The organism is Pandoraea sp. 64-18 (genome assembly GCF_001899225.1).
GTDB classification, from domain to species: Bacteria; Pseudomonadota; Gammaproteobacteria; order Burkholderiales; family Burkholderiaceae; genus Pandoraea; species Pandoraea cepalis.
This window is the reverse complement of record NZ_MKVU01000006.1, coordinates 284,442-306,141: the sequence shown is the minus strand read 5'-3', so window position 1 is coordinate 306,141 and position 21,700 is coordinate 284,442. Positions and strand designations below refer to the sequence as shown.

The window sequence follows — 21,700 nt, the reverse complement described above, 5'->3', positions numbered from 1 at the left end:
AGAATTACGAAAGCTGGCAGAGGGGGGCGCTCGCTTCCCCGGGCACTGAAACCACGCCATCGCCAAACGCTCATCACGGAACTTCTTATGTGGGGAAGCGCTTATAAAGCGGAGGCGCTAAATGTCAGGGGGCGGGGCGCTTTCACGACGCTGCCCTGACGATAGCAATATCAGTTGGCGTCTTACCCGTTCTAATCAGGGTGCGACTCGGTGCTCGATGGAGAAGCGCGCCAACGGGTTGGCGAGCGGCCGTATTCGCTCTTGAACCAACGCGCAAATGCGCTCTGGCTTGTGTACCCAAGCAGCGTGGCGACATGCTCGATCGAGTACCGCTTGTTCATCAGGTACTGTGCGGCCAGATCACGTCGTAGCGTGCCCACAAGATCGGAGAATTGCTGCGCCTCGTCGTCAAGGCGACGTTGCAAGGTCCTCACGCTCATATGAAGATGGTCCGCCACCTGATTGATGGATGCACGGCCAACAGGGAGGAGCAGCACGATCGCTCGCTGTACCGCAAGGGTTACCGAGTCGCGGTCGACTTCAAGTCGCGACTGAATACTTCGCTCAAGCTGCTCGACCATGAATGGATCAGCGAGCGGGTTCAAGCCATCGAGATCGCGGCTAAAACACGTGAAACCGTTGAGCTCGCTGTCGAACGCCACTTCGCATCCGAACACCCGCTCATGGAACATCAGTTCCGATGGCGGCGAGTGCGTAAAGTGCATCGAAAGGGGGCGCCATTTTGCTCCGAGCAGCAGTCGGCACGCGTTAACCAAAACCCCCATGGCAAGCTCCGTCGCCTGACGTGAGTAGTGTCCTGTTACGGGCATGACCTCCTGACGAATAAACACGACATTGCCGTTGTCAGTGATGTCGGTGACCAACATCGCATTGAGCAATTGCCGGTATTCGATCAGCGTCTCGATCGCGTCGCGCAAGGTACGTCGATGCGGAAGCAGCATACCGACAACCCCCATTCCGGAGGCTTTTCGCTGGTCTGCCATGCGCAGCCCGAAATTGATCTTCCCCGTCTGCGTAGCGGACTCTTCGATCAACCAAACCATCGCTTTGGCGGAGATCAACTGTTCCGGCGTCGCCAAGACGGCGGGATCTATTCCAGCCTTGCGCAGCAGTTCATGAGGACTGAAGTGAAGCGCCTGGGCAACTTCGAGATAGCCACTGAACGTGGCCGCGCGAATCTGCAAATCCATTAGAAAGCTCCGTCGCCCGACACACCGTCGCTGCGATGCAATCAACGCGCTGTGGCGTGAAATGTTTAATGAAAGGCATCAAAAGTATAACCATTTTCTGTCAATCCCATAAGCTGGCAAAAAATCGCTGCCGTAAGTTTCCCGCATGGTGGCCCAGGGATAGTCAAAGGAAATAGCATGGCTCAGATTGTTCGCTTTCACGAAACCGGTGGTCCGGAGGTCTTGCGCGTCGAGGCGCTTGAAATAGGGGAACCGGGGCCGGATGAGGTCCGGTTGCGTCACGTTGCGGTCGGCCTGAACTTTGCCGACATTTACTTCCGCACCGGGCTCTATCCGGCGCCGTTGCCATCAGGCCTGGGGACCGAGGCCGCAGGCATCGTCGAAGCCGTTGGCAAGAACGTGACGAATGTTGTCGTTGGCGATCGCGTGACCTACACGGGTGCGTATAACACCTTGGGCGCGTACAGCACTGAGCGTCTCATTTCAGCCGCGCCGCTGATCAAGCTGCCAGACGCGATTACATGCGAGACAGCGGCTGCGATGACGATGCGAGGTCTCACGTCGGCCTACCTGTTGCGACGCATCTACGACTTTAAGGAAGGGGACGTCATCCTGCTACACGCTGCCGCTGGTGGTGTCGGGTTGATCGTCTCTCAGTGGGCCAAGCTGCTCGGTCTTACGGTGATTGGCACCGTATCGAGCGAAGCCAAGGCCGAAATTGCCCGCGCTCATGGTTGCGATCATACGATCAACTACAGCCTTGAGGACGTCGCAAAGCGTGTTCGTGAACTGACCGGGGGCGTCGGTGTGAGCGTGGTGTTCGACAGCGTTGGCAAGGATACCTTTGACGCGTCGCTCGATTCCCTCAAACGCCGTGGGTTGATGGTCTGCGTAGGAACCGCGTCGGGTCCGATCGCCCCGTTTAACCCCCAGATACTGGCCATGAAAGGCTCACTCTTCCTCACGCGGCCGGCCTTGGCGGACTATATCTCCGATCCGACGGAGAAGGCCGCGCTTGCGCGGGAGCTGTTCGATCACGTCGGCGCTGGCCGTATCAAGATCGAGGTCAACCAGCAGTACGCGCTTCAAGACGCCGCGCACGCGCATCGCGACCTGGAATCGCGCAAGACCACTGGTTCGTCGATTTTCGTGATCTGAACCCACCACGAGGAATGAGTGAACCATGCAAATTGAGCAACTGACGTATTCGATTGGCGCCGAGTTGACCGGCGTCAAGCTGGCCGACGCTGTTCACGACGACGGCCTGTTCGACGAAATCCGCACCGCTCTCGTCAAACATCGGGTTTTGTTCCTGCGCGGCCAGGATTTTACGCGCGCCGAACACGTCGCCTTCGCGCGCCGGTTTGGCGATCTTGAAGATCACCCTGTGGCAGGCAGCGACCCTGAGCATTCCGGGCTCGTGCGGATCTACAAGTCGCCCGAGCAGCCCAACGACCGCTATGAAAATGCCTGGCATACCGATGCCACATGGCGAAATGCGCCTCCGTTCGGATGCGTGTTGCGCTGCGTCGAATGTCCCCCCGTCGGCGGCGACACGATGTGGGCGAACATGGTGCTGGCTTACGAAAAACTCCCCGACGACATCAAGCTCCAGATAGCTGATCTGCGCGCACGTCACAGTATCGAAGCCAGTTTCGGTGCCGCCATGCCGATTGAAAAACGACTCGAACTGAAAGCGCGCTTCCCGGATGCAGAACACCCCGTTGTGCGCATTCATCCGGATACCGGCGAAAAGATCTTGTTCGTCAACGCATTCACGACACACTTCACGAACTACCACACCGCGGCCCGAGTCCGCTTCGGGCAGGACGCCAATCCCGGCGCCGCACAGTTGCTCAGCTACCTGATCAGCCAAGCCTACATCCCTGAATTCCAGGTGCGCTGGCGTTGGCAGCCAAACAGCGTCGCCATCTGGGACAACCGGAGTACGCAGCACTATGCCGTTATGGACTACCCGCCGAGCCACCGAAAGATGGAACGCGCGGGCATCATCGGCGATATTCCTTTCTGACCTTCGAACAGGCAAGCACCAGGAGTAGAAGATGCAATTTTTTGACGATTCCCTGCACCCAGAAAACCAGGAAAAGGTGGTCATCACCGTCGCGCCATACGGCCCTGAGTGGATGCCTGCCGATTTTCCGGAAGACATTCCGGTGACGATGGACGAGCAGATCCAGAAGGCCGTCGATTGCTACGAGGCCGGCGCCACCGTGCTCCATTTGCATGTGCGCGAACTCGACGGTAAAGGCTCCAAGCGCCTGTCGAAGTTCAACGAATTGATCGCGGGCGTGCGCGCTGCCGTGCCCGACATGATCATTCAGGTCGGCGGATCGATTTCGTTTGCGCCCGAGGACGACGGACAGGCCGCGAAGTGGCTGTCCGACGATACTCGTCATATGCTGGCCGATCTCGATCCGAAGCCGGATCAGGTGACCGTGGCGATCAACACCACGCAGATGAACATCATGGAGCTCCTGTATCCGGAATACCTGGAAGGAACCTCGCTGGCCCACCCTGCGCTCATGGCAGCCTACAGCGAAATGACCGTGCCCGCAGGGCCGGCCTGGGTGGAGGAACATCTGCGCCGTCTTCAGGTCTCGGGCATCCAGCCTCACTTCCAACTGACCGGCATCCACGCATTCGAGACACTCGAACGCCTTGTGCGCAGGGGCGTCTACAAGGGGCCGCTGAACCTGACCTGGATCGGCATCGGCGGCGGCTTCGACGGGCCGAATCCGTTCAACTTCTTCAACTTCGTGCATCGGGCGCCGGACGGCTGCACGCTGACGGCCGAATCGCTGCTGAAAAACGTGCTGCCGTTCAACATGATGGCAATGGCCATGGGGCTTCATCCGCGGTGCGGCATTGAAGACACCATCATCGATCAGCACGGCAAACGCATGACCTCCGTGCAGCAGATCGCGCAATGTGTCCGCGTTGCACACGAGTTGGGGCGGGACGTGGCCAACGGCAAGGACGCGCGCAAGATCTACAAGATTGGCGAGCAATACCAGACGGCCGATGAAACGTTGGTCAAGCTTGGCATGTCACCCAACCGTACGCCTGGTGTGAAAGGCGTGCCGATGCGTTTGAACTGAGCTTGGTAGTACCGGGTGCGGCCGAAGTTGCCGCTTGACTGAAAGACTCCCCCGGCGCGCACAGGAAGCGATCCGCTGCACTCGTATGCAGATGAGAAAGCCCGGCCGCTGGGACCTGGAGGAGACAATCTTGGACGTCCATTGCTTTGACACCGCCGTGAGCGGTGTTCCTGCGACTCCCACCGTCGGTCGTACCTATGCGTGGGTCGTATTCGCGCTGACATTTGGTCTGCTGCTGTCGGACTACATGTCGCGTCAGGTGTTGAACGCGGTTTTCCCGTTGCTGAAGAGTGCGTGGGGACTCTCGGATACCCGGCTCGGCTCGCTGAGCGGTATCGTAGCCTTGATCGTCGGATTATTGACCTTCCCGCTTTCGGTGATCGCCGATCGATTGGGGCGCGTCAGAAGCATTGTCGCGATGGCAATGGTCTGGAGTCTTGCGACGCTGGGTTGCGCCCTGGCGACGAACTTTGGTGAACTGTTTGTCGCACGCGCGTTCGTCGGGCTTGGCGAAGCCGCCTACGGCAGCGTGGGCGTTGCCCTGATCCTGAGTATCTTTCCTGCCCACCTGCGTTCCACCCTGACCGCAGCATTCATGGCGGGCGGCGCTTTCGGCTCCGTGCTCGGTATGTCGCTCGGCGGTGCTGTCGCCGTACATCTGGGCTGGCGATGGTCTTTCGGCACGATGGCGCTCCTGGGTATTCTGCTGACCACGGCATTCTGGCTGGTCGTCACCGAGAAGCGGATCGGAACCGATGCTCGTGGGCTTCGCCAGCAACGATCGAATGGTCAAGGTATCGGTACCAGTCTTCGTGTGCTGATCAATGGGCTCTTTTCTACCGTCTCCGTGGTCTGTGCCTATGTCGGGAGCGGGCTGCAGTTGTTCATTCTCGGCTCGCTGTTCGTCTGGATGCCAAGTTACCTGAACCGCTACTACGACATGGCGCCCGATAAGGCCGGTGCTGCCGCGGCGGCATTCGTCATGATCGGCGCGGTCGGCATGGTCATGTGCGGCATGGTGACCGATCGTGTGAGCCGTCAGGAACCGTCCCGCAAGTGGGTGAGCGCAATCGCCTATTGCCTCATCTCGTTCGTCTTGCTGGGGATCGGCTTTCACGTGAAGCCCGGCGCATTGCAGCTCGTATTGATTGGCGTTGGCATGCTGGTCGTGGCCGGAACATCTGGGCCCGCCGGGGCGATGGTGGCCAATCTCACGCCGACAACCATTCACGCCTCGGCATTTGCCACGTTGACGCTTGCGAACAACCTGCTTGGCCTGGCACCTGGCCCCTTCCTCACAGGCGTGGTTGCCGACAAGGTAGGCCTGCACGGGGCGTTGCAATTGATTCCGTTCATGGCGCTGCTTGCCGCGGTGGCGTTTTCGGTCGGCAAGGCGAGCTACGCAAACGATCTACGTCGCCTCAATGAGTTGCGCAGCGCCGCGAAGCGTTAATGCTGACTGCCGCACTCTACAAAATCAACAGAGATTCCCAATGAATACCGTGGTGTCGTCTCCAACCGTCTTGATTGTCCCTGGCCTGCGGGATTACGTTGCTGACCACTGGCAAACGCATTTGGCGTGCAGACTGCCCAATGCCCGTGCGGTGCCGCCGCTGGAACATGACAAGTTGTCGTTGGCAGCGCGGGTTGCGGTGCTCGATGCAACGCTTGCGTCGATCGAGGGACCGGTCATCCTGGTTGCCCACAGTGCGGGCGTGATGATCGTGGCGCATTGGGCGATGCGCCACAACCGAGCCATCCTCGGCGCGCTGCTGGCAACCCCGCCCGACCTCGAAGCGCCAATGCCCGACGGCTACCCGCGTCTGGACGACCTTCGCGCACAGGGCTGGCTCCCAATGCCACGCCGGAAATTGCCCTTCCCGAGCATCGTCGCGGCAAGCACGAATGATCCGCTCGCACGGGTCGAGCGTGTTGCGGAGTTGGCTCAAGTATGGGGTAGCCGGTTTGTGGATCTCGGTGCGGTGGGGCACTTGAACCCGGCGGGCGGTTACGGCGTGTGGCCGCGTGCCACCGAGCTTATCGCCGAACTGTCCTGAATCTCGTGTCGTCGACGTAGCGTCCACACCCCGCGCATTCGGCAACGGGTCGGAGGGCTCGCGTGCGCATCCCGGCGGAAGTGACGTCGAACGCTGATGCGTGGACGTTTATTGAGTTTGCGGCATTCGTGTTGCCAAGGCGGAAATGGGTATGAAACAAGCGCTGAACATTGATGTTTTTTTTGATCTGATTTGCCCTTGGTGTTTGATCGGTAAACGGAATTTGGCCGTCGCGCGGGACAGCTTTGCAGTGCTCCATCCCGAAGTGCAAGTGTCTGTGAAATGGCACCCGCACCGCTTGCTACCCGACATGCCGCGCGAGGGCGTGCCTTTTGAGGCCTTCTACCTTGCGCGGCTGGGAAGTCCGGAAGCCGTTGCGATGCGTCGGGAGCAAGTACGGCGGGCAGGAACTGCCGCTGGCATCTCGTTTGCGTTTGATCGAATTCAAATGATGCCGAATACGCGCGCAGCCCATCGCCTGATCAACTTTGCGCAGCGCTTCGGCACAACCAAACAACACGAGAGGCTCATCGAGCGCCTGTTCGTCGGGTACTTCCTGCTTGGGGAAAACATCGGCGATACGGCGACGTTGGCACGTATCGCACTTGAATGCGGCTTCACCGGCGCGTCCAAAGCTTACCTCGATGTCTCGACTGAACGCGGGCGTATTGCCAGCCCTGAACGGACGTACGAAATGCCACCGGGCAGCGGTGTGCCGTACTTCGTGTTCGATCGGCGCCAGGCGTTGTCCGGCGCCCAGCAGCCGCAAACGCTCTTGACCGCCATGCAGGCCATGGTTTGCGCTGAACGGTTGGAGCGCTAAGCGATGGAGCCGCTGATGGAGGCGTTGCCGATGACTGACGTTTTGCAAGGCGTTGCCGACGCGGACGCAACGTGCAGCGGTCCTCCGATTGCCAATCCGTGTATCAACATTTGCCGAATGGATCTGAGCGGCAAGTTCTGTCAAGGGTGTCGGCGCACCGCGGTCGAAATCGGGCTATGGGATCGCATGTCTGCGTCGCAAAAGATGGAAATTGTTTGCCGCATCGAGCGCCGCGGACACGTTCAGAAGCGTGGTGCCAACGCGATCTTAGGTCCTTCAATAGAAAGTGGAATGCAAAAATGAACGGATTGATGCTTGAAAAGCAGTTGCTGATCTCCTCGTTGATCGCACACGCCGATCGTCACCACGGCGATACGGAGATCGTGTCGCGACGAGTGGAGGGTGACATCCATCGCTATACCTTCCGAGACTGTCACCGCCGCGCACGTCAGATGGCCAATGCGCTTACCCGCCTGGGCGTAAGCGCATCCGAGCGCGTCGGCACGCTGGCATGGAACGGTTATCGGCACATGGAGCTGTACTACGGCATCTCCGGCATGGGTGCGGTCATGCACACGATTAACCCGAGATTGCACGTTGACCAGATCACGTACATCGCCAATCACGCACAAGACCAGTACATCTTCTTCGATCTCAGCTTTCTGCCGTTGGTCGAGGAGATCGCCGGTCGCTGTGAGTCGGTCAAGGCATTTGTCGCCATGACCGACCGCGCGCACATGCCGCAAGCCCCCCGCATTGCCAACCTGCTGTGTTACGAAGACCTGATCGACGAGAGCTCACCTGACTACACCTGGCCGGAATTTGACGAACGTAGTGCATGCGCGCTGTGCTACACGTCGGGCACCACCGGCAATCCTAAGGGCGTCCTGTACTCTCACCGATCCTCGTTGCTCCACACTTATGCCGCCGCGTTGCCGGATGCGCTGAACTGCTCCGCAAAAGACGTGCTGCTGCCAGTGGTGCCGATGTTTCACGTGAATGCGTGGGGCATTCCGTACGTCGCGTGCATGGTCGGTGCCAAGCTGGTGTTCCCCGGCCCGGGGTTGGACGGGAAATCGCTGTACGAACTCATCGAAGCGGAACAAGTGACGTTCGCGGCTGGCGTTCCGACAGTTTGGCAAGGCCTGCTAAACCATGTAGGGGAGGGCGATCTGACATTCTCGACCTTCAAGCGCACCGTCATTGGCGGAGCGGCATGCCCGTCGTCCATGCTTCGTACTTTCCAGGAAGCCCATGGCATCGAGGTCGTGCACGCATGGGGAATGACCGAACTGAGTCCGATCGGCACCGTTGGCGCGATGAAGGCGAAACACCGGGCAACGTCACCCGAAGATCGTTACACCACACAAGCGAAGCAAGGTCGAGCCGTATTTGGTGTCGACATGAAAATCGTTGACGGACTCGGAAACGAGCTTGCGTGGGATGGTGCGACGGCGGGCGATTTGCTGGTGCGCGGGCCGTGGATTGCGAGCGACTACTTCCTCAACCAGGGCGATAGCCCATTGGTGCGCGATGCCGCCGGGCAGGGTTGGTTCCCCACCGGCGACGTTGCGACGATCGACGCCGATGGCTTCATGCAGATCACCGACCGCAGCAAGGACGTGATCAAGTCCGGCGGTGAATGGATCAGTTCGATCGAGATCGAGAACATCGCCATATCGCATCCCGCCATCGAGAGTGCCGCATGCATCGCCGCCAGGCATCCGAAGTGGGACGAGCGACCGCTTCTCCTCGTTGTAAAGCGCGCGGGTGAGCCACTGACGGCCGACGAAGTGCTGACATACCTGCGGGGAAGAATTGCGAAGTGGTGGACGCCGGACGCTGTTGTGTTTATTGACGCGCTGCCGATCGGTGCCACCGGCAAGGTATTGAAGAACAGGCTGCGAGAAGCATTCCAGGATTACCTGCTGAGGTAGTGAATCGGCCGGCGGCGAGCATGCCATCGGCGTGTGTTGGATTGGCAACTTGAAATTTTACAAAAAAGAGATTGGAGGAGACATGAAGTTGAAGTGGATTGCAGTGGCCGCGCTGGCCGCAACGGGGCATGTGGCTTACGCACAATCGTCGGTAACTCTGTACGGTAACGTCGATACAGGGATGTTGTATCAAAGTACCTCCGCGGCGACGTTCAACCCTGCGTCGGCCAACCTTGGCAAGGTCTATCGCGCCAAGGATGGCGGCATCTACGCCAGTAATTGGGGCATCAGGGGCACCGAAGACATTGGCGGTGGTTATCACGTGAACTTCAAGCTGCAAGGCACGTTCGATACCACCAGCGGAAAGTTGGGCCTTGCGGACACAACCGGCGGCACGGCGATCTTCAATCAGCAGGCCAACGTCGGTATTTCGGGGCCGTTCGGCAGCGTGACCGCTGGGCGTCAAATTGTGCCAATGGCCTGGGCAATGGCGGAAACGGACGTTCGCTCGGCACAATACTTTGGCAGCATTTTGACCGCGTGGTTGGGCATGAACCAAGCCGCAGGTTGGCCCGGCACCAATACCAACGCGCCCATCGGCGCGCTGTACGACAGTAGCGCGATCGTTTATGAATCACCCAAGTTCGGCGGCGTCTCCGCCGTACTCGAATACGCGCCGGGCGGTTCGCCGGGCAGCTTCCAGGGCGGCACGCGAGAGTCGGCCGTACTCAAGTACTCGAACTACGGACTTGCCGTGTCGGCCGTTTATTACAACGGGCACGATACGAATCCGATGCCCGGTGCTTCCGCAACCGGCGTCGACAACAACCGCTTCATCTATCTGGGCGCGAAATATACCTTCAGCAACGGCCTTTCGGCATCCGCGTCATACAGCAATGGCAGGAATCCATCGAATTCCGGAGCCGTCAATATCGATATGTATTCAGCGGGGTTGGGCTATCGGATCACGCCCGCGTTGCAGCTCACCAGCGCCGTTTATTACCTGAGGGACAAAAACAACTCGACCAACCACTCGACCGAGTTCGCAGCGGGGGCGGAATATCACCTCTCCAAAACGACCATGGTCTATGGACAGTACGGGTATGTGAACAACAAGGGCACGATGACCACCACGATTACCTACGGTCAGCCGGTCGCGCCTGCCATGGCGACAACGGCGGTCATGCTGGGTATGCGGCACTCCTTCTAATCGCCCCGCGCGGGGCTCGCATGTGCCGGACGCGTGCGAGCCCCCGCCGCTTGCTCAATCACTCCCCGATTCCCGGATGAATAACTTCAGCATCAAGACCCGTCTGGTTCTGTTGGTGACTGCACTGCTTGCCTTATTTTTGCTCGTCGCCAGTCAGAGTGTGCTTCGACTTCACAACGCCAATGCGTCGATCGAGATCCTCTACAACGATCGCGTTCTGCCGCTTGGCGAGCTCAAGGTGGTATCGGATGGATATACGCGGAGCATTGCGGGTGCGGCGCGCAAGGTAAGCGATGGCACCCTGCCCGCCACCGACGCCGTCAAGGTAATCGATGAGGCACGAGCGCGCATGGATAAAGCGTGGACGAATTACGCGGCGACCCAACTGACTGCGGATGAAAAGCAGCTTGTCAACGAGGCGGCTCCGCTCAGAGACCGGGGCAACTCGGCTGTCGCCCGATTGCGGGAGCTGTTGCGCACAGACGACAAGGACGGCTTGAGAGAATTCATCGACAGTGAAATGTCTCCGGCGATCGAACCGATGACGCGTCTGCTTGACCGGTTGATCAAACTTCAGATGGATGCCGCACGCCAGGCGTATGAGCAGGCCGATGCGACCTATCGACGCGTGGTGTGGACAAACGTCATTGGAACCACACTCATTGTCGGCACTTTCGGGTTCATCTGCTGGGCGCTGATTCGCTCCATCTCCCGACCGCTTGCGGAAGCGGTACGCATTGCGGAAACGGTTTCAGCGGGTGACCTGACTTCTCACATCGAGCCGTCGGGGCGCGACGAGACAAGTCATTTGTTGGTTGCGCTCAAGTGCATGAACGACAACCTCGTTGGCATCGTCAGTGGCGTTCGCACGAGCGGTGAATCAGTTGGGACGGCGACGCGTCAGATCGCGGCGGGCAATATCGACTTGTCTTCACGCACCGAACAACAGGCGGCGTCGCTCGAACAGACGTCAGCGACCATGGACGAGTTGACGGGCACGGTGCAGCATAACGCTGAAAACGCCCGGAAGGCGAGCGTGCTGGCGGCCAACGCAGCGGAAATCGCCAATCGCGGAAATGCGTCCGTGGCCCGTGTCGTGGACACCATGGGCGAGATCAGTGAGAGCGCGTCCAGGATCGTCGATATCATTGGTCTTATCGAGAGCATCGCGTTTCAAACGAACATTCTGGCACTCAACGCAGCGGTAGAAGCCGCGCGTGCCGGCGAGCACGGGCGCGGTTTTGCGGTCGTTGCCGGCGAGGTCAGGGTGTTGGCACAACGTACGTCAAGTGCATCAAAGGAAATCAAGGGGTTGATCAACGCGTCGGTCGCTCGCGTCGCAGTGGGAACGGAACTCGCGAATCGAGCCGGTCACACCATGTACGAAATCGATCAGGCCGTCTCCAGAGTCACGAACATCATGGGCGAGATCGCAGCGGCTTCGGACGAGCAGAGCCGGGGAATTGAGCAGGTCGGGCAGGCCATAGCGCAGATGGACAGTGTGACCCAACAGAACGCCGCGTTAGTCGAGGAGGCGGCGGCAGCCGCACAGTCGCTCGAACAGCAGGCGACAACGCTCATCTCGGCCGTGACTGTGTTCAAGCTGAACGACGCCGTTTCCAGGCCACTGCCTGTGACGATCGCCCAACGACACCGCGGCCCCCGCCTGATCCCGCGATTACGCAGCGTGTTGGCACAAAGCCATTGAATCCGCTTTCGGCTACCGTTCCCGTCTCGCTCGTGAACAGCATTCTTGTCGGTGCTGCTCGGAGCGAAATCGAGCGTCTGGCCGGCTGCGCGGGCATTTCCTACGAATTGCTCCGCGAGCCCGGCGCCCGCCTGACGGAAGAGCAATTCGCAATACTCTACCGGATGCGTGCCCATGCGCTGGACGACGAAATGCCGGGCATCTTCGGCCGGCCGTTGCGCAACGGCACCTTGAAATACCTCAGCTTGAGCCTACTCGATGCACCGAATCTAGAAGTTGCGATGCATCGGTTCGGCCAGTTCCTGCGTTTGCTCATCGACGAGTTCAGCGTCAAGACGCGACGCGAAGGGAATGTCTGCAGTATCGAACTCGTCGCCAAGCACGATGGTTCCACCTCGAGCAGGCTTGGTAGGGAACTGATACTCAAGCTCGCTCACGGCTTGGCGTCATGGCTGATTGGTCAACGGATCCCGCTGCTCGGCGTAGATTTCGATTTTCCGCGTCCGCCGCATGCGGTTGACTACCGCTATCTGTTCCCGGGGCCAGTTCGCTTCGATTGTTCGCGAACGCTTATGCGTTTCGACGTCAACTTTCTCGACATGGTTATCCGGCGGCAAAAGTCGGATTTACGGGTGTTCCTGGCACATGCGCCAAAGGACTGGCTCTTCGTGTCGTCGGCGGAGCCCATGGTGTGCCATCGGGTTCGCGACTACCTGAATGCATATCTGCCAACGATGCCGACTATCGAGATCGTGGCACGGGATCTGCATCTCTCTGTCCGCACCCTATGCCGCCGACTTTCGGCCGAAGGGACCACCTTCCAAGCTATCAAGGACGAGTTACGGCGTGATCTCGCGATTCACCGCCTGACGCGCTCGGCGGACGCCATTGCGGCCATCGCCTACGACATCGGCTTCGACGATCCCAGCGCGTTTCACCGGGCGTTTCGGCATTGGACGGGAAGCACGCCGCAAGCCTACCGAAAGGCAGGGCCGCGCACGCCACCATTGCGATGAAACATGGCACGTTTTGTCAATGAAAGGGCGGCGTTTGGCATTGGTGTTCAAACGGCAGATCGCTACGATGGCTCGTCTGGGTCGAGTCGCCGCGGGATCACGTCCGTGCGCTGGCCTCCCATTTCGCAAAGATCACACAGGAAGGACGCGCGATGAGCTACGCCGCACCATTGAAGGACATGCTGTTCGTCATGAACGAGCTTGCCGGACTCGACGACGTGGCGACGTTGCCGGGCTTCGAGGAGGCCAATCTTGAAACAGCGCAGGCAGTGCTGGAAGAGGCGGCAAAGCTATGCAGCGACGTGCTGGCGCCATTGAATGCGCAAGGGGACCGCAACCCAAGCGCATGGAAAGACGGTAGCGTGAGCGCATCACCTGGTTTTGCGCAGGCATTCCGCCAATTTGCAGAAGGGGGGTGGCAGGGATTGCAACACCCGGTTGCCTATGACGGCCAGGGATTGCCCAAGCTGATCTCGACGCCCTGTGTGGAAATGCTGAACGCGTCGAACCTGTCGTTTGCGCTGTGTCCGCTCCTGACAGACGGTGCGATCGAAGCCTTGCTCACGGCCGGCTCCGATACGCTGAAGCAGGCCTATGTACCGAAGCTTGTCTCAGGCGAGTGGACCGGCACGATGAACCTGACCGAGCCGCAGGCAGGCTCGGATCTTGGGCTATTGCGCGCTCGCGCAGAGCGGCAGGAAGACGGCAATTATCGCGTGTTCGGGACAAAGATCTTTATTACGTGGGGCGAGCACGACATGGCCCGGAACATCGTGCATCTCGTCCTTGCACGCACACCGGATGCTCCGGAAGGCATCAAGGGCATCTCGCTCTTTGTCGTGCCGAAGTTTCTTGTCGGCGCCGACGGCTCGCTTGGTGAGCGTAACGATGTGGATTGCGTGTCCATCGAGCACAAGCTGGGCATCAAGGCGAGCCCGACGGCCGTGCTGCAATTTGGCGATCATGGCGGGGCGATTGGCCATCTGGTCGGCGAGGAAAATCGCGGCCTGGAGTACATGTTCATCATGATGAACGCCGCACGCTTCGGTGTAGGCATCCAGGGCATCGGCCTGTCCGATCGCGCCTATCAGCAGGCGGCCGCCTACGCGAAAGAGCGCGTGCAGAGCCGCCCGGTCGACGGTTCGGCCCGAAAATCTGTGACGATCATTCACCACCCGGACGTGCGTCGCGTGCTGGCGACGATGCGAGCGGCAACCGAAGCCGCGCGTGCGCTCGCCTATGTCGCGGCAGCGCATTCGGACATCGCACATGCGCATCCGGACGAACTCACGCGTGCCCAGCACAAGGCTCGGTATGAATTCTTGGTGCCAATCGTGAAGGGTTGGAGCACGGAGACATCCGTCGATGTAACCAGCCTCGGCCTACAGGTGCACGGCGGTATGGGCTACATCGAAGAGACGGGTGCCGCTCAGCTTTACCGCGACGCTCGCATTTTGCCGATCTACGAAGGCACGACCGCGATTCAGGCAAACGACCTGATCGGCCGAAAGACGTTGCTTGACGGCGGCGCAGCGGTACGGTCCTTGCTCAGTGATGTCGCGACAACGCTCGAACAGATCGAACCGCTGGAGGGTCCGGCGTTTCGCTCGACACAGCGCTATTTGAAACAGGGTCTGCGCTCGCTGGAAGCCGCGTTGGCATTCGTGCTCGAAAATGCCAAGCACAGTCCGAACGCGGTGTATTCGGGGGGCGTCGCTTACCTGAAGCTTGCGGGCGTTGTGCTCGGTGGCTGGCAGATGGCGCGGGCGCTGATTGTCGCGACCGACAAGCTCGACGAAGACCCTGCCTTCTATGGCGCAAAGATTGCGACGGCGCAATGCTACGCGGAACATATCCTGCCGCAAGCGTCCGCGCTTGAGGCCGCGATTGTCTGCGCCAGGGAAAATGAAGGGCTGCTTGCCTTGTCCGAAGATCAGTTTTAAGGCCGCGGCTAACGATGTCTCCCGAACACCTGCTTGAAAAATTTGGTCCCCGTGAGTCCATGCAGTACGACGTGGTCGTGGTTGGCGGGGGGCCCGCGGGGTTGTCTGCCGCGATTCAGTTGAAGAAGCGCGCACTGGCGCTGGGCCGCGAGATCGGCGTTTGCGTGTTGGAGAAAGGTTCGGAGATTGGCGCCCACATCCTCTCGGGGGCGGTGATGGATCCACGCGCGCTTGATGAGCTGATTCCTGACTGGAAGGCACGTGGCGCACCGCTGAATGTCCCGGTCACGGAGGATCGCTTCCTGTTTTTGAGAGAGGGTGGCGCAAACGCGGTCCCCAACTGGGCATTGCCCGACAATTTCAAGAATCACGGCAACTATGTCGTCAGTCTGGCTAACGTCACCCGTTGGCTCGGGCAGCAAGCCGAGGCGATGGGTGTCGAGATGTTCCCCGGATTTCCCGCGGCCGATGTCATTTATCACGACGATGGTGCGGTGAAGGGCGTGGTGACCGGTGACATGGGACTCGGCAAGGACGGCGAACCCACCGCCAACTTCCAGCTTGGCATCGCGCTGCATGCCAAGTACACGTTGTTCGCCGAAGGGGCGCGCGGTCATCTTGGCCGAGAGCTTCAAGATCGCTTTGCGTTGCGTAACGGCGTCGATCCGCAGGTTCACGGCATTGGCATCAAGGAGCTGTGGGAGATCGCCCCGGAAGTGCACCAACCCGGTCTCGTCATCCACACTGCGGGATGGCCGCTGCGAAGCGACACCTACGGCGGATCGTTTCTCTACCATCTGGACAATCGCCAGGTCATGGTGGGGTTCGTGGTGGGTTTAGGCTATCAGAACCCGTATCTGTCTCCTTTCGACGAGTTCCAACGCTACAAGACACACCCGTCGATCCGAGAATACCTCGAAGGCGGCAAGCGCTTGTCCTACGGCGCACGAGCCATCACGGCGGGCGGTTTGGTGTCATTGCCGAAGCTGACATTTCCAGGAGGGGCGCTGATCGGCGATGATGCCGGGTTCCTCAACGCCTCACGCATCAAGGGCAGCCATGCCGCGATCAAGACCGGCATGCTCGCGGCCGACGCGGCCTTCGACGCGGTGCAAGGCGGTCGCCAATCGGATGAGTTGTTCGCTTACCCGGAGGCCTTCCGGAAATCGTGGCTGTACGCCGAGCTTCGCCGAGCTCGCAATTTCAAGCAGTGGATGGGCAAGGGTCTCTATTTGGGAGCGCTGATGGTCGGCGTCGAGCAGAAGCTGCTAGGCGGCAAGATGCCTTGGACGCTGCACCATAAGCACGCCGATCACGAGACGCTTAAACCGGCTGCTCGGTGCAAGCCGATTTCGTATCCGAAGCCAGACGGAAAATTGACGTTCGACAGGCTCTCATCCGTGTTCGTCTCCAACACGAATCACGAGGAAAACCAGCCATCTCATTTGAGGCTGAAAGACGCAGCCAGACCGGTCAACATCAACCTGCGCACGTACGCCGGTCCTGAAAGCCGCTACTGCCCCGCAGGCGTGTACGAATTTACAAAGCACGACGACGGTGCGCACCGATTGACGATCAACGCCCAGAATTGTGTGCATTGCAAGACCTGCGACATCAAGGACCCTACGCAGAACATTATCTGGACGCCCCCGGAAGGCGGCGGGGGGCCGAACTATCCAAATATGTGAATTGCCGTGCGAGGCCAGCGAGCTGGCGCACTTGGCCGATAAATCGAGGAGCGTGACGTGAAAAAAGAAGTCGTGGTGGTGAGTGGCGTGCGAACGGCAATCGGGAAGTTCGGCGGCAGCCTGAAAGCGTTTGCCCCTACCGAATTGGGCGCACTGGTCGTGCGAGAAGTGCTGGCACGTGCAACGGTCGGCGGGGATGAAGTCGGGCATGTCGTATTTGGCAACGTACTTGCCACCGAGCCCAAGGATCTGTATTTGGCGCGCGTTGCCGCAGTCAATGGCGGTGTTGCGGTAGCCACGCCAGCCCTGACTGTCAATCGGCTGTGTGGTTCCGGCTTGCAGGCAATCATATCGGCGGCACAAACGATCCTGCTCGGCGACGCCGACATCGCCATCGGCGGCGGGGCCGAGAGCATGAGCCGCGCGCCCTACGTCACGCCTGATGCACGGTTCGGCGCTCGCATGGGCGATGCTCGTTTGATCGATATGTTGCTTGGTGCGTTAGACGACCCGTTTCACAGCGTTCCAATGGGAGTCACGGCGGAGAACGTTGCTCGGAAATACACCATCCACCGGGAGCAGCAGGATGCCCTGGCCGTCGAATCGCACCGGCGCGCTGCACGAGCGATCGACGAGGGACGGTTCAAGACGCAGATCCTGCCCATCAGCCGCGATGTGAAAGGGCAGGTGCTCACGTTCGACACCGACGAGCACGTTCGTCGACAGCTTGATCCGAGCGAGCTTTCCGGACTGCGGCCGGTGTTCCAGAAGGATGGGGGCACGGTTACGGCGGGCAACGCCTCAGGCATCAACGATGCGGCGGCGGCTGTCCTCATGATGTCCCGGGACGCCGCCGAGGCGCGGGGTGTGAAGGCAATGGCGCGTTTGGTGTCTTATGCGCACGCCGGCGTTGATCCGCTGTACATGGGGATTGGCCCGGTCCCCGCTACCCGCATTGCACTTCAGCGCGCAGGGCTGGAAATCTCGGACCTGGATGTCATCGAGGCCAATGAGGCGTTTGCGGCACAGGCATGCGCGGTAATGCAAGCGTTGCAACTCGATCCGGCCAAGGTGAATCCGAACGGGTCGGGTATTTCGCTCGGCCATCCAATCGGGGCCACCGGCGCACTGATTACCGTCAAGGCGTTATACGAGTTGCAGCGAATCAATGGTCGCTACGCCTTGGTCACCATGTGCATTGGTGGCGGGCAAGGCATTGCTGCCGTGTTCGAGAACCTTCAGCAGGTGTAATTCGGCAAGTTGAAGACCATGGAAGTCCCAATGACAATTGAATCCGTAGGCATCGTTGGTGCTGGTGCGATGGGCAGCGGCATCGCACAGATCGTCGCCACTGCTGGCCTGAACACAGTTCTGATCGACATTAACGAATACGCACTTGCTGGCGGCATTGAGTCGTTGACCGCCAGCCTTGACCGGATGGTGACCAAAGGTAAGCTTGACACCGCACAGCGAGCCGTCGCCATTTCGAGGGTTGAAGCATCGACAGATTATCGGCGACTTGCGGACGTTGATCTAATCATCGAGGCCGCGACCGAAAATCGCGAACTCAAGATGCGCATCCTGACCCAGATCGAGTCGATCGTCCGCCCCTGCGCAATCATCGCTTCAAATACCTCGTCAATCTCGATCACCGCGCTTGGCGCGGCGATGTCGGACCCATCGCGCTTTATCGGTATGCATTTCTTCAACCCGGTGCCATTGCTACCGCTTGTCGAGATCATTAAAGGTGTTCAGACAAATGCCGAAACCGTGCGCGCGGTGCACGAGTTAGCGCTACAGCTGAGCAAAGCGCCTATCAACGTCAAGAATTCGCCGGGTTTCGTGGTCAACCGGATTCTGGTGCCGATGATCAACGAGGCTTTTTTTGTGCTGGCGGAGGGCATTGCAAGCGCAGAAGAAATCGACGCGGGAATGCGGCTTGGCGCCAATCATCCACTCGGACCGCTGGCGCTTGCCGACCTGGTCGGGCTCGACGTATGCCTGTCGGTCATGGACGTCTTCTCGAAAGACTTCGGTGACCCTAAGTACCGAGCCTGTCCGTTACTGCGCGAGTTAGTGGCCGCGGGGCGCTTGGGCAGAAAGTCGGGCTATGGTGTGTATCGCTACGCATAGATACCGCTACTGAAACAGCAACGGAGCATCGCTGCGATTGCGCGGCAAGGTCAATTTTGTCGCCGCCGAGACGCTTCCGATCGATGGAAATCTGGTTGGGGACACGCGGGCTCAGGATTGATTTTCAGTCCGCGTGCAAGACATCGAGCGCGGCGCGTTGTCCTGCATTCACGAACTGGCCCGACGCAAGCAACGACGTCCGTCGCTACCTCAGGCCGGTTCGCCATCGTCAAATCTCCGAGAGCGACACGGGCGACTCGGTGGTGATGGCCTCACTCTCCACGGCTCGCCCATGCTTTGCGCCCGCGAGCAGAATCCCCAGCGCGGCCAGCACTGCCGGTATCGCGAGAATCATGAACAGTCCGGCATTGCTCCAACCCGCCGCGAGCAGCATGGCGCCACCGAGCGATCCCGCCACCGCCCCGATGCGGCCGATGCCGAGCGCCCACGCCACGCCGGTCGCGCGATTGGATGTCGGGTAATAGGCGGATGCAATCACGTTCGCGCAGACCTGCGAACCGCTCACGCAGAATCCTGTCACGAAGATGCCCAGCGCCAGCCCTACCGCATCGCCGGCAATCGCCAGCGACGCTAGCGCGAACGCACCCACGACATAGGCTGCGGCGACCACTTTGTAAGGATGGAACCGGTCGATCAGCACGCCCAGCACAATCGCACCCAGCACGCCGCCGCCTTGCAACAGTCCGGCAAACATCGACGCCTGCTTGAGCGTCAGGCCGCTGCGCTCCGCCAGGATCGGCAGCCAATTGATGAGCAGGTACAGCAACAGCAAACTCATGAAGAATGCGAGCCAGAGCAGCAGCGTGCCGCGCCGGTAGTCGCGATGGAACAGTTGCACCACGGGCGACGACGGGAGGCGATCGTCGGCAGCGGTGTACTGCGGACCGGCCACAACCCGTTGCGGCGCGACGCGCGCCAGAATCGAGATGATCTGCGTCTGCGTGCCGCCTCGGATTGCCAAAAAGCGCACCGACTCCGGCAGCGTGAACCACAGCACCGGCACAAGCGCCAGCGGCAGCAGGCCGCCGACGGCGAGCAAGCCGCGCCAGCCGATCCCCGCCACGAGGTACGCCGTCACTACGCCGCCGAGCGCCGAGCCGAGCGAGAAGCCGCAGAACATCAGCGTGAGCAGAGTGCCGCGACGCCGCTCGGGACTGAACTCGGACGTCAGCGTGATCGCGTTGGGCATGGCACCGCCCAATCCTAGGCCGGTCAGGAAGCGAAGCGCGATCAGCCATTCGACGTTCGGCGCGAACGCAGCCCCTACGCTTGCCGCACCGAACCATGCGACAGACAAGATCAAGACACGGCGGCGTCCGATACGGTCCGCCATCGGCCCGCTACAGAACGCGCCCACCATCAGTCCCAGCAGCCCGGCGCTGAACAGGGGGCCGAGCGAGACCATCGACAACTGCCATTCGGCGCGAATGTGAGGGGCGATAAAGCCGATGATCGCGATGTCGAACCCGTCCAGCGCCACGATCAGGAAGCACATCGCGCTGATCATGATCTGGAAGCGCGACACTGGGATCGCGTTGATGAAGTCCCGTACGTCCACTGACGTGTGCCGGGTGTCTTGCTTGTCCATGAAAGTGTCTCCTGTCTCGATGCGGCGATACGATGTCGCCCTTTATGTGGATGTGCTGAATGCGGCTGGCAGCTATGCGGCGCGCCCGTGCACTGGGACGGCGGCATTGGTCTCTACTTGTGCGATGAACGCAGGATCTCGCCGACGAAGGTCTTCGTGACTGACGCGTCCCGTGCGCAGCATGTAGTCGTATGCAAAGCTCACGGGATCGAGGTGCATGCGCTGGCCAACGGACTCGTACCAGTCGAGGCTCCGTCTGGCGGCATCCTGAAAGCGATCAGAGGCGCTGCGACGGCTTTGCTCGAACGAAGCGAACGCCGATTGCACGTCATTCCGATGCGCCGACAGCGCTTCGAACAAGGCGATGGCATCCTGCATGGCCATGCGCGTGCCCGAGCCGAGCGAGAAGTGCACACTGCGCAGGGCGTCGCCAAGCAGAACCACGTTGCCGTGCGACCAGCGCGCATTGCTGACCACCCGTGCCTGAAACCAGTTCGACCGGTTGGTCAGCAACGAATGACCTTGCAGGTCGTCGGCAAAGATCTGCTCGCAGAACGCGCGGCTCTCGTCCTCGGCGGCGGTGTCGAGGCCGCAGCGCTGCCATGTCTCGGGATCGACTTCCACGAGGAACGTTGAGCGATCGGGACTGTATTGATACGCGTGCGCCATGAACACGCCGTGCGGCGTCTGACGGAAGATCAACGACACCGGGTGGAAGCGCTGCGACGTGCCATACCACGCGAACTTGTTGCGTCGCTCGTCGAAGCTCGGCATGAAGTGTTCGGCCAGATGGGTGCGCACTTCGCTGTTCACGCCGTCGGCGGCGATGATCACGTCGGCGTCGGGCAGTTGGGCCGGATCGGTGACGTGGCTTTGATAGCGAACATCGACACCGGCTTGCGCGCAGGCTTGCTGTAGTACGCGCAGCATATCGATGCGGGACGTGCGCGAAAAGTGATTGTTGCTCAGGCGCACCGGCACGCTTTGATGCACGATCTCCATGTAATCGCAGCGGGTATGGTGCGCGGTGAACTTGCGGAAGAATGCCTCGTCCGCCTCTTTCAGGAACGCAAGTGCGATGTCGGAGAAGACAACGCCCCAGCCATAAGTGGCATTGGCGGCGTTGCGCTCGTGCACGACGATCTCGTCTTGCGGATGACGCTGTTTCATCAACAGCGAGAAGTACAGGCCGGCAGGCCCGCCACCGATGACGGCGATTCTCATGATGGGCTCCTTGATTTTTGGC

18 protein-coding genes are annotated in these 21,700 nt (G+C 60.2%); 15 read left to right on the top strand and 3 right to left on the bottom strand.

The window, feature by feature from the left end; translation table 11 throughout:
- Positions 1-191: 191 nt before the first annotated feature.
- Complete coding sequence (locus tag BGP02_RS04095) at positions 192-1,211, bottom strand: AraC family transcriptional regulator (RefSeq protein ID WP_286797870.1); 1,020 nt, start codon at positions 1,209-1,211, stop codon at positions 192-194.
- Positions 1,212-1,388: 177 nt separating this feature from the next.
- On the opposite strand from BGP02_RS04095, the gene BGP02_RS04090 reads away from it, so the two are divergent.
- The 15 genes from BGP02_RS04090 to BGP02_RS04020 all read left to right on the top strand — a co-directional run bounded on the left by BGP02_RS04090 (position 1,389) and on the right by BGP02_RS04020 (position 18,845).
- Positions 1,389-2,369, top strand: coding sequence for a quinone oxidoreductase family protein (locus BGP02_RS04090; protein ID WP_261938376.1), 981 nt, complete (start codon positions 1,389-1,391; stop codon positions 2,367-2,369).
- Between the two features lie 25 nt (positions 2,370-2,394).
- Entirely contained in the window at positions 2,395-3,243 is an 849-nt protein-coding gene (locus BGP02_RS04085) for a TauD/TfdA dioxygenase family protein (protein WP_286797868.1), read from the top strand.
- Between the two features lie 31 nt (positions 3,244-3,274).
- Positions 3,275-4,330: a beta-keto acid cleavage family enzyme gene (locus tag BGP02_RS04080; RefSeq protein WP_261938378.1), complete on the top strand. Its 1,056-nt coding sequence runs from the start codon at positions 3,275-3,277 to the stop codon at positions 4,328-4,330.
- Between the two features lie 130 nt (positions 4,331-4,460).
- On the top strand, positions 4,461-5,783 hold the full coding sequence (locus tag BGP02_RS04075; RefSeq protein ID WP_410007591.1) for an MFS transporter: 1,323 nt from the start codon (positions 4,461-4,463) through the stop codon (positions 5,781-5,783).
- Between the two features lie 40 nt (positions 5,784-5,823).
- Entirely contained in the window at positions 5,824-6,387 is a 564-nt protein-coding gene (locus BGP02_RS04070; protein ID WP_261938380.1) for an RBBP9/YdeN family alpha/beta hydrolase, read from the top strand.
- A 151-nt stretch (positions 6,388-6,538) separates the two neighbouring features.
- The gene (locus tag BGP02_RS04065) at positions 6,539-7,210 is read left to right on the top strand and encodes a DsbA family oxidoreductase (RefSeq protein WP_261938381.1); all 672 of its coding nucleotides are present in this window, start codon (positions 6,539-6,541) and stop codon (positions 7,208-7,210) included.
- A 3-nt stretch (positions 7,211-7,213) separates the two neighbouring features.
- Positions 7,214-7,513 (top strand): DUF1289 domain-containing protein, encoded by a 300-nt coding sequence (locus BGP02_RS04060; protein WP_315973436.1) that lies wholly within the window; start codon positions 7,214-7,216, stop codon positions 7,511-7,513.
- Positions 7,510-9,147 (top strand): 3-(methylthio)propionyl-CoA ligase, encoded by a 1,638-nt coding sequence (locus BGP02_RS04055; RefSeq protein WP_261939860.1) that lies wholly within the window; start codon positions 7,510-7,512, stop codon positions 9,145-9,147. The genes BGP02_RS04060 and BGP02_RS04055 overlap by 4 nt, the downstream gene beginning before the upstream one ends.
- Before the next feature lie 82 nt (positions 9,148-9,229).
- Positions 9,230-10,357, top strand: a complete 1,128-nt coding sequence (locus BGP02_RS04050) for a porin (protein ID WP_261939861.1) — start codon at positions 9,230-9,232, stop codon at positions 10,355-10,357.
- A gap of 76 nt (positions 10,358-10,433) precedes the next feature.
- Positions 10,434-12,065 carry a methyl-accepting chemotaxis protein gene (locus BGP02_RS04045; protein WP_286797866.1) on the top strand — a complete coding sequence of 544 codons (1,632 nt, stop codon included), beginning with the start codon at positions 10,434-10,436 and terminating at the stop codon, positions 12,063-12,065.
- Positions 12,062-13,081, top strand: a complete 1,020-nt coding sequence (locus BGP02_RS04040; RefSeq protein WP_286797865.1) for an AraC family transcriptional regulator — start codon at positions 12,062-12,064, stop codon at positions 13,079-13,081. Before BGP02_RS04045 ends, BGP02_RS04040 begins: the two co-directional genes overlap by 4 nt.
- 152 nt (positions 13,082-13,233) lie before the next feature.
- Entirely contained in the window at positions 13,234-15,024 is a 1,791-nt protein-coding gene (locus tag BGP02_RS04035; RefSeq protein ID WP_261938383.1) for an acyl-CoA dehydrogenase, read from the top strand.
- A gap of 14 nt (positions 15,025-15,038) precedes the next feature.
- A complete protein-coding gene (locus BGP02_RS04030; protein WP_286797863.1) occupies positions 15,039-16,712 on the top strand; it encodes an electron transfer flavoprotein-ubiquinone oxidoreductase in 1,674 nt (557 codons plus the stop codon).
- Positions 16,713-16,769: 57 nt separating this feature from the next.
- Positions 16,770-17,963, top strand: coding sequence for a beta-ketothiolase BktB (gene bktB, locus BGP02_RS04025; RefSeq protein ID WP_261938385.1), 1,194 nt, complete (start codon positions 16,770-16,772; stop codon positions 17,961-17,963).
- A 30-nt stretch (positions 17,964-17,993) separates the two neighbouring features.
- Entirely contained in the window at positions 17,994-18,845 is an 852-nt protein-coding gene (locus BGP02_RS04020; protein WP_286797861.1) for a 3-hydroxybutyryl-CoA dehydrogenase, read from the top strand.
- Between the two features lie 229 nt (positions 18,846-19,074).
- On the opposite strand, the gene BGP02_RS04015 is transcribed toward BGP02_RS04020, so the two are convergent.
- Positions 19,075-20,454 (bottom strand): MFS transporter, encoded by a 1,380-nt coding sequence (locus BGP02_RS04015; protein WP_286797859.1) that lies wholly within the window; start codon positions 20,452-20,454, stop codon positions 19,075-19,077.
- 72 nt (positions 20,455-20,526) lie between these two features.
- Positions 20,527-21,678 (bottom strand): FAD-dependent monooxygenase, encoded by a 1,152-nt coding sequence (locus BGP02_RS04010; RefSeq protein WP_261938388.1) that lies wholly within the window; start codon positions 21,676-21,678, stop codon positions 20,527-20,529.
- Between the last annotated feature and the right edge of the window lie 22 nt (positions 21,679-21,700).

Bases quoted from the DNA above. Each gene is read 5' to 3' on its own strand.
- BGP02_RS04010 (WP_261938388.1), bottom strand. From the start codon at position 21,678: ATGAGAATCGCCGTCATCGGTGGCGGGCCTGCCGGCCTGTACTTCTCG.
- BGP02_RS04020 (WP_286797861.1), top strand. From the start codon at position 17,994: ATGACAATTGAATCCGTAGGCATCGTTGGTGCTGGTGCGATGGGCAGC.
- BGP02_RS04015 (WP_286797859.1), bottom strand. From the start codon at position 20,454: ATGGACAAGCAAGACACCCGGCACACGTCAGTGGACGTACGGGACTTC.
- BGP02_RS04095 (WP_286797870.1), bottom strand. From the start codon at position 1,211: ATGGATTTGCAGATTCGCGCGGCCACGTTCAGTGGCTATCTCGAAGTT.
- BGP02_RS04070 (WP_261938380.1), top strand. From the start codon at position 5,824: ATGAATACCGTGGTGTCGTCTCCAACCGTCTTGATTGTCCCTGGCCTG.
- BGP02_RS04055 (WP_261939860.1), top strand. From the start codon at position 7,510: ATGAACGGATTGATGCTTGAAAAGCAGTTGCTGATCTCCTCGTTGATC.
- BGP02_RS04065 (WP_261938381.1), top strand. From the start codon at position 6,539: ATGAAACAAGCGCTGAACATTGATGTTTTTTTTGATCTGATTTGCCCT.
- BGP02_RS04050 (WP_261939861.1), top strand. From the start codon at position 9,230: ATGAAGTTGAAGTGGATTGCAGTGGCCGCGCTGGCCGCAACGGGGCAT.
- BGP02_RS04090 (WP_261938376.1), top strand. From the start codon at position 1,389: ATGGCTCAGATTGTTCGCTTTCACGAAACCGGTGGTCCGGAGGTCTTG.
- BGP02_RS04060 (WP_315973436.1), top strand. From the start codon at position 7,214: ATGGAGCCGCTGATGGAGGCGTTGCCGATGACTGACGTTTTGCAAGGC.
- BGP02_RS04030 (WP_286797863.1), top strand. From the start codon at position 15,039: ATGTCTCCCGAACACCTGCTTGAAAAATTTGGTCCCCGTGAGTCCATG.
- BGP02_RS04045 (WP_286797866.1), top strand. From the start codon at position 10,434: ATGAATAACTTCAGCATCAAGACCCGTCTGGTTCTGTTGGTGACTGCA.
- BGP02_RS04080 (WP_261938378.1), top strand. From the start codon at position 3,275: ATGCAATTTTTTGACGATTCCCTGCACCCAGAAAACCAGGAAAAGGTG.
- BGP02_RS04035 (WP_261938383.1), top strand. From the start codon at position 13,234: ATGAGCTACGCCGCACCATTGAAGGACATGCTGTTCGTCATGAACGAG.
- BGP02_RS04085 (WP_286797868.1), top strand. From the start codon at position 2,395: ATGCAAATTGAGCAACTGACGTATTCGATTGGCGCCGAGTTGACCGGC.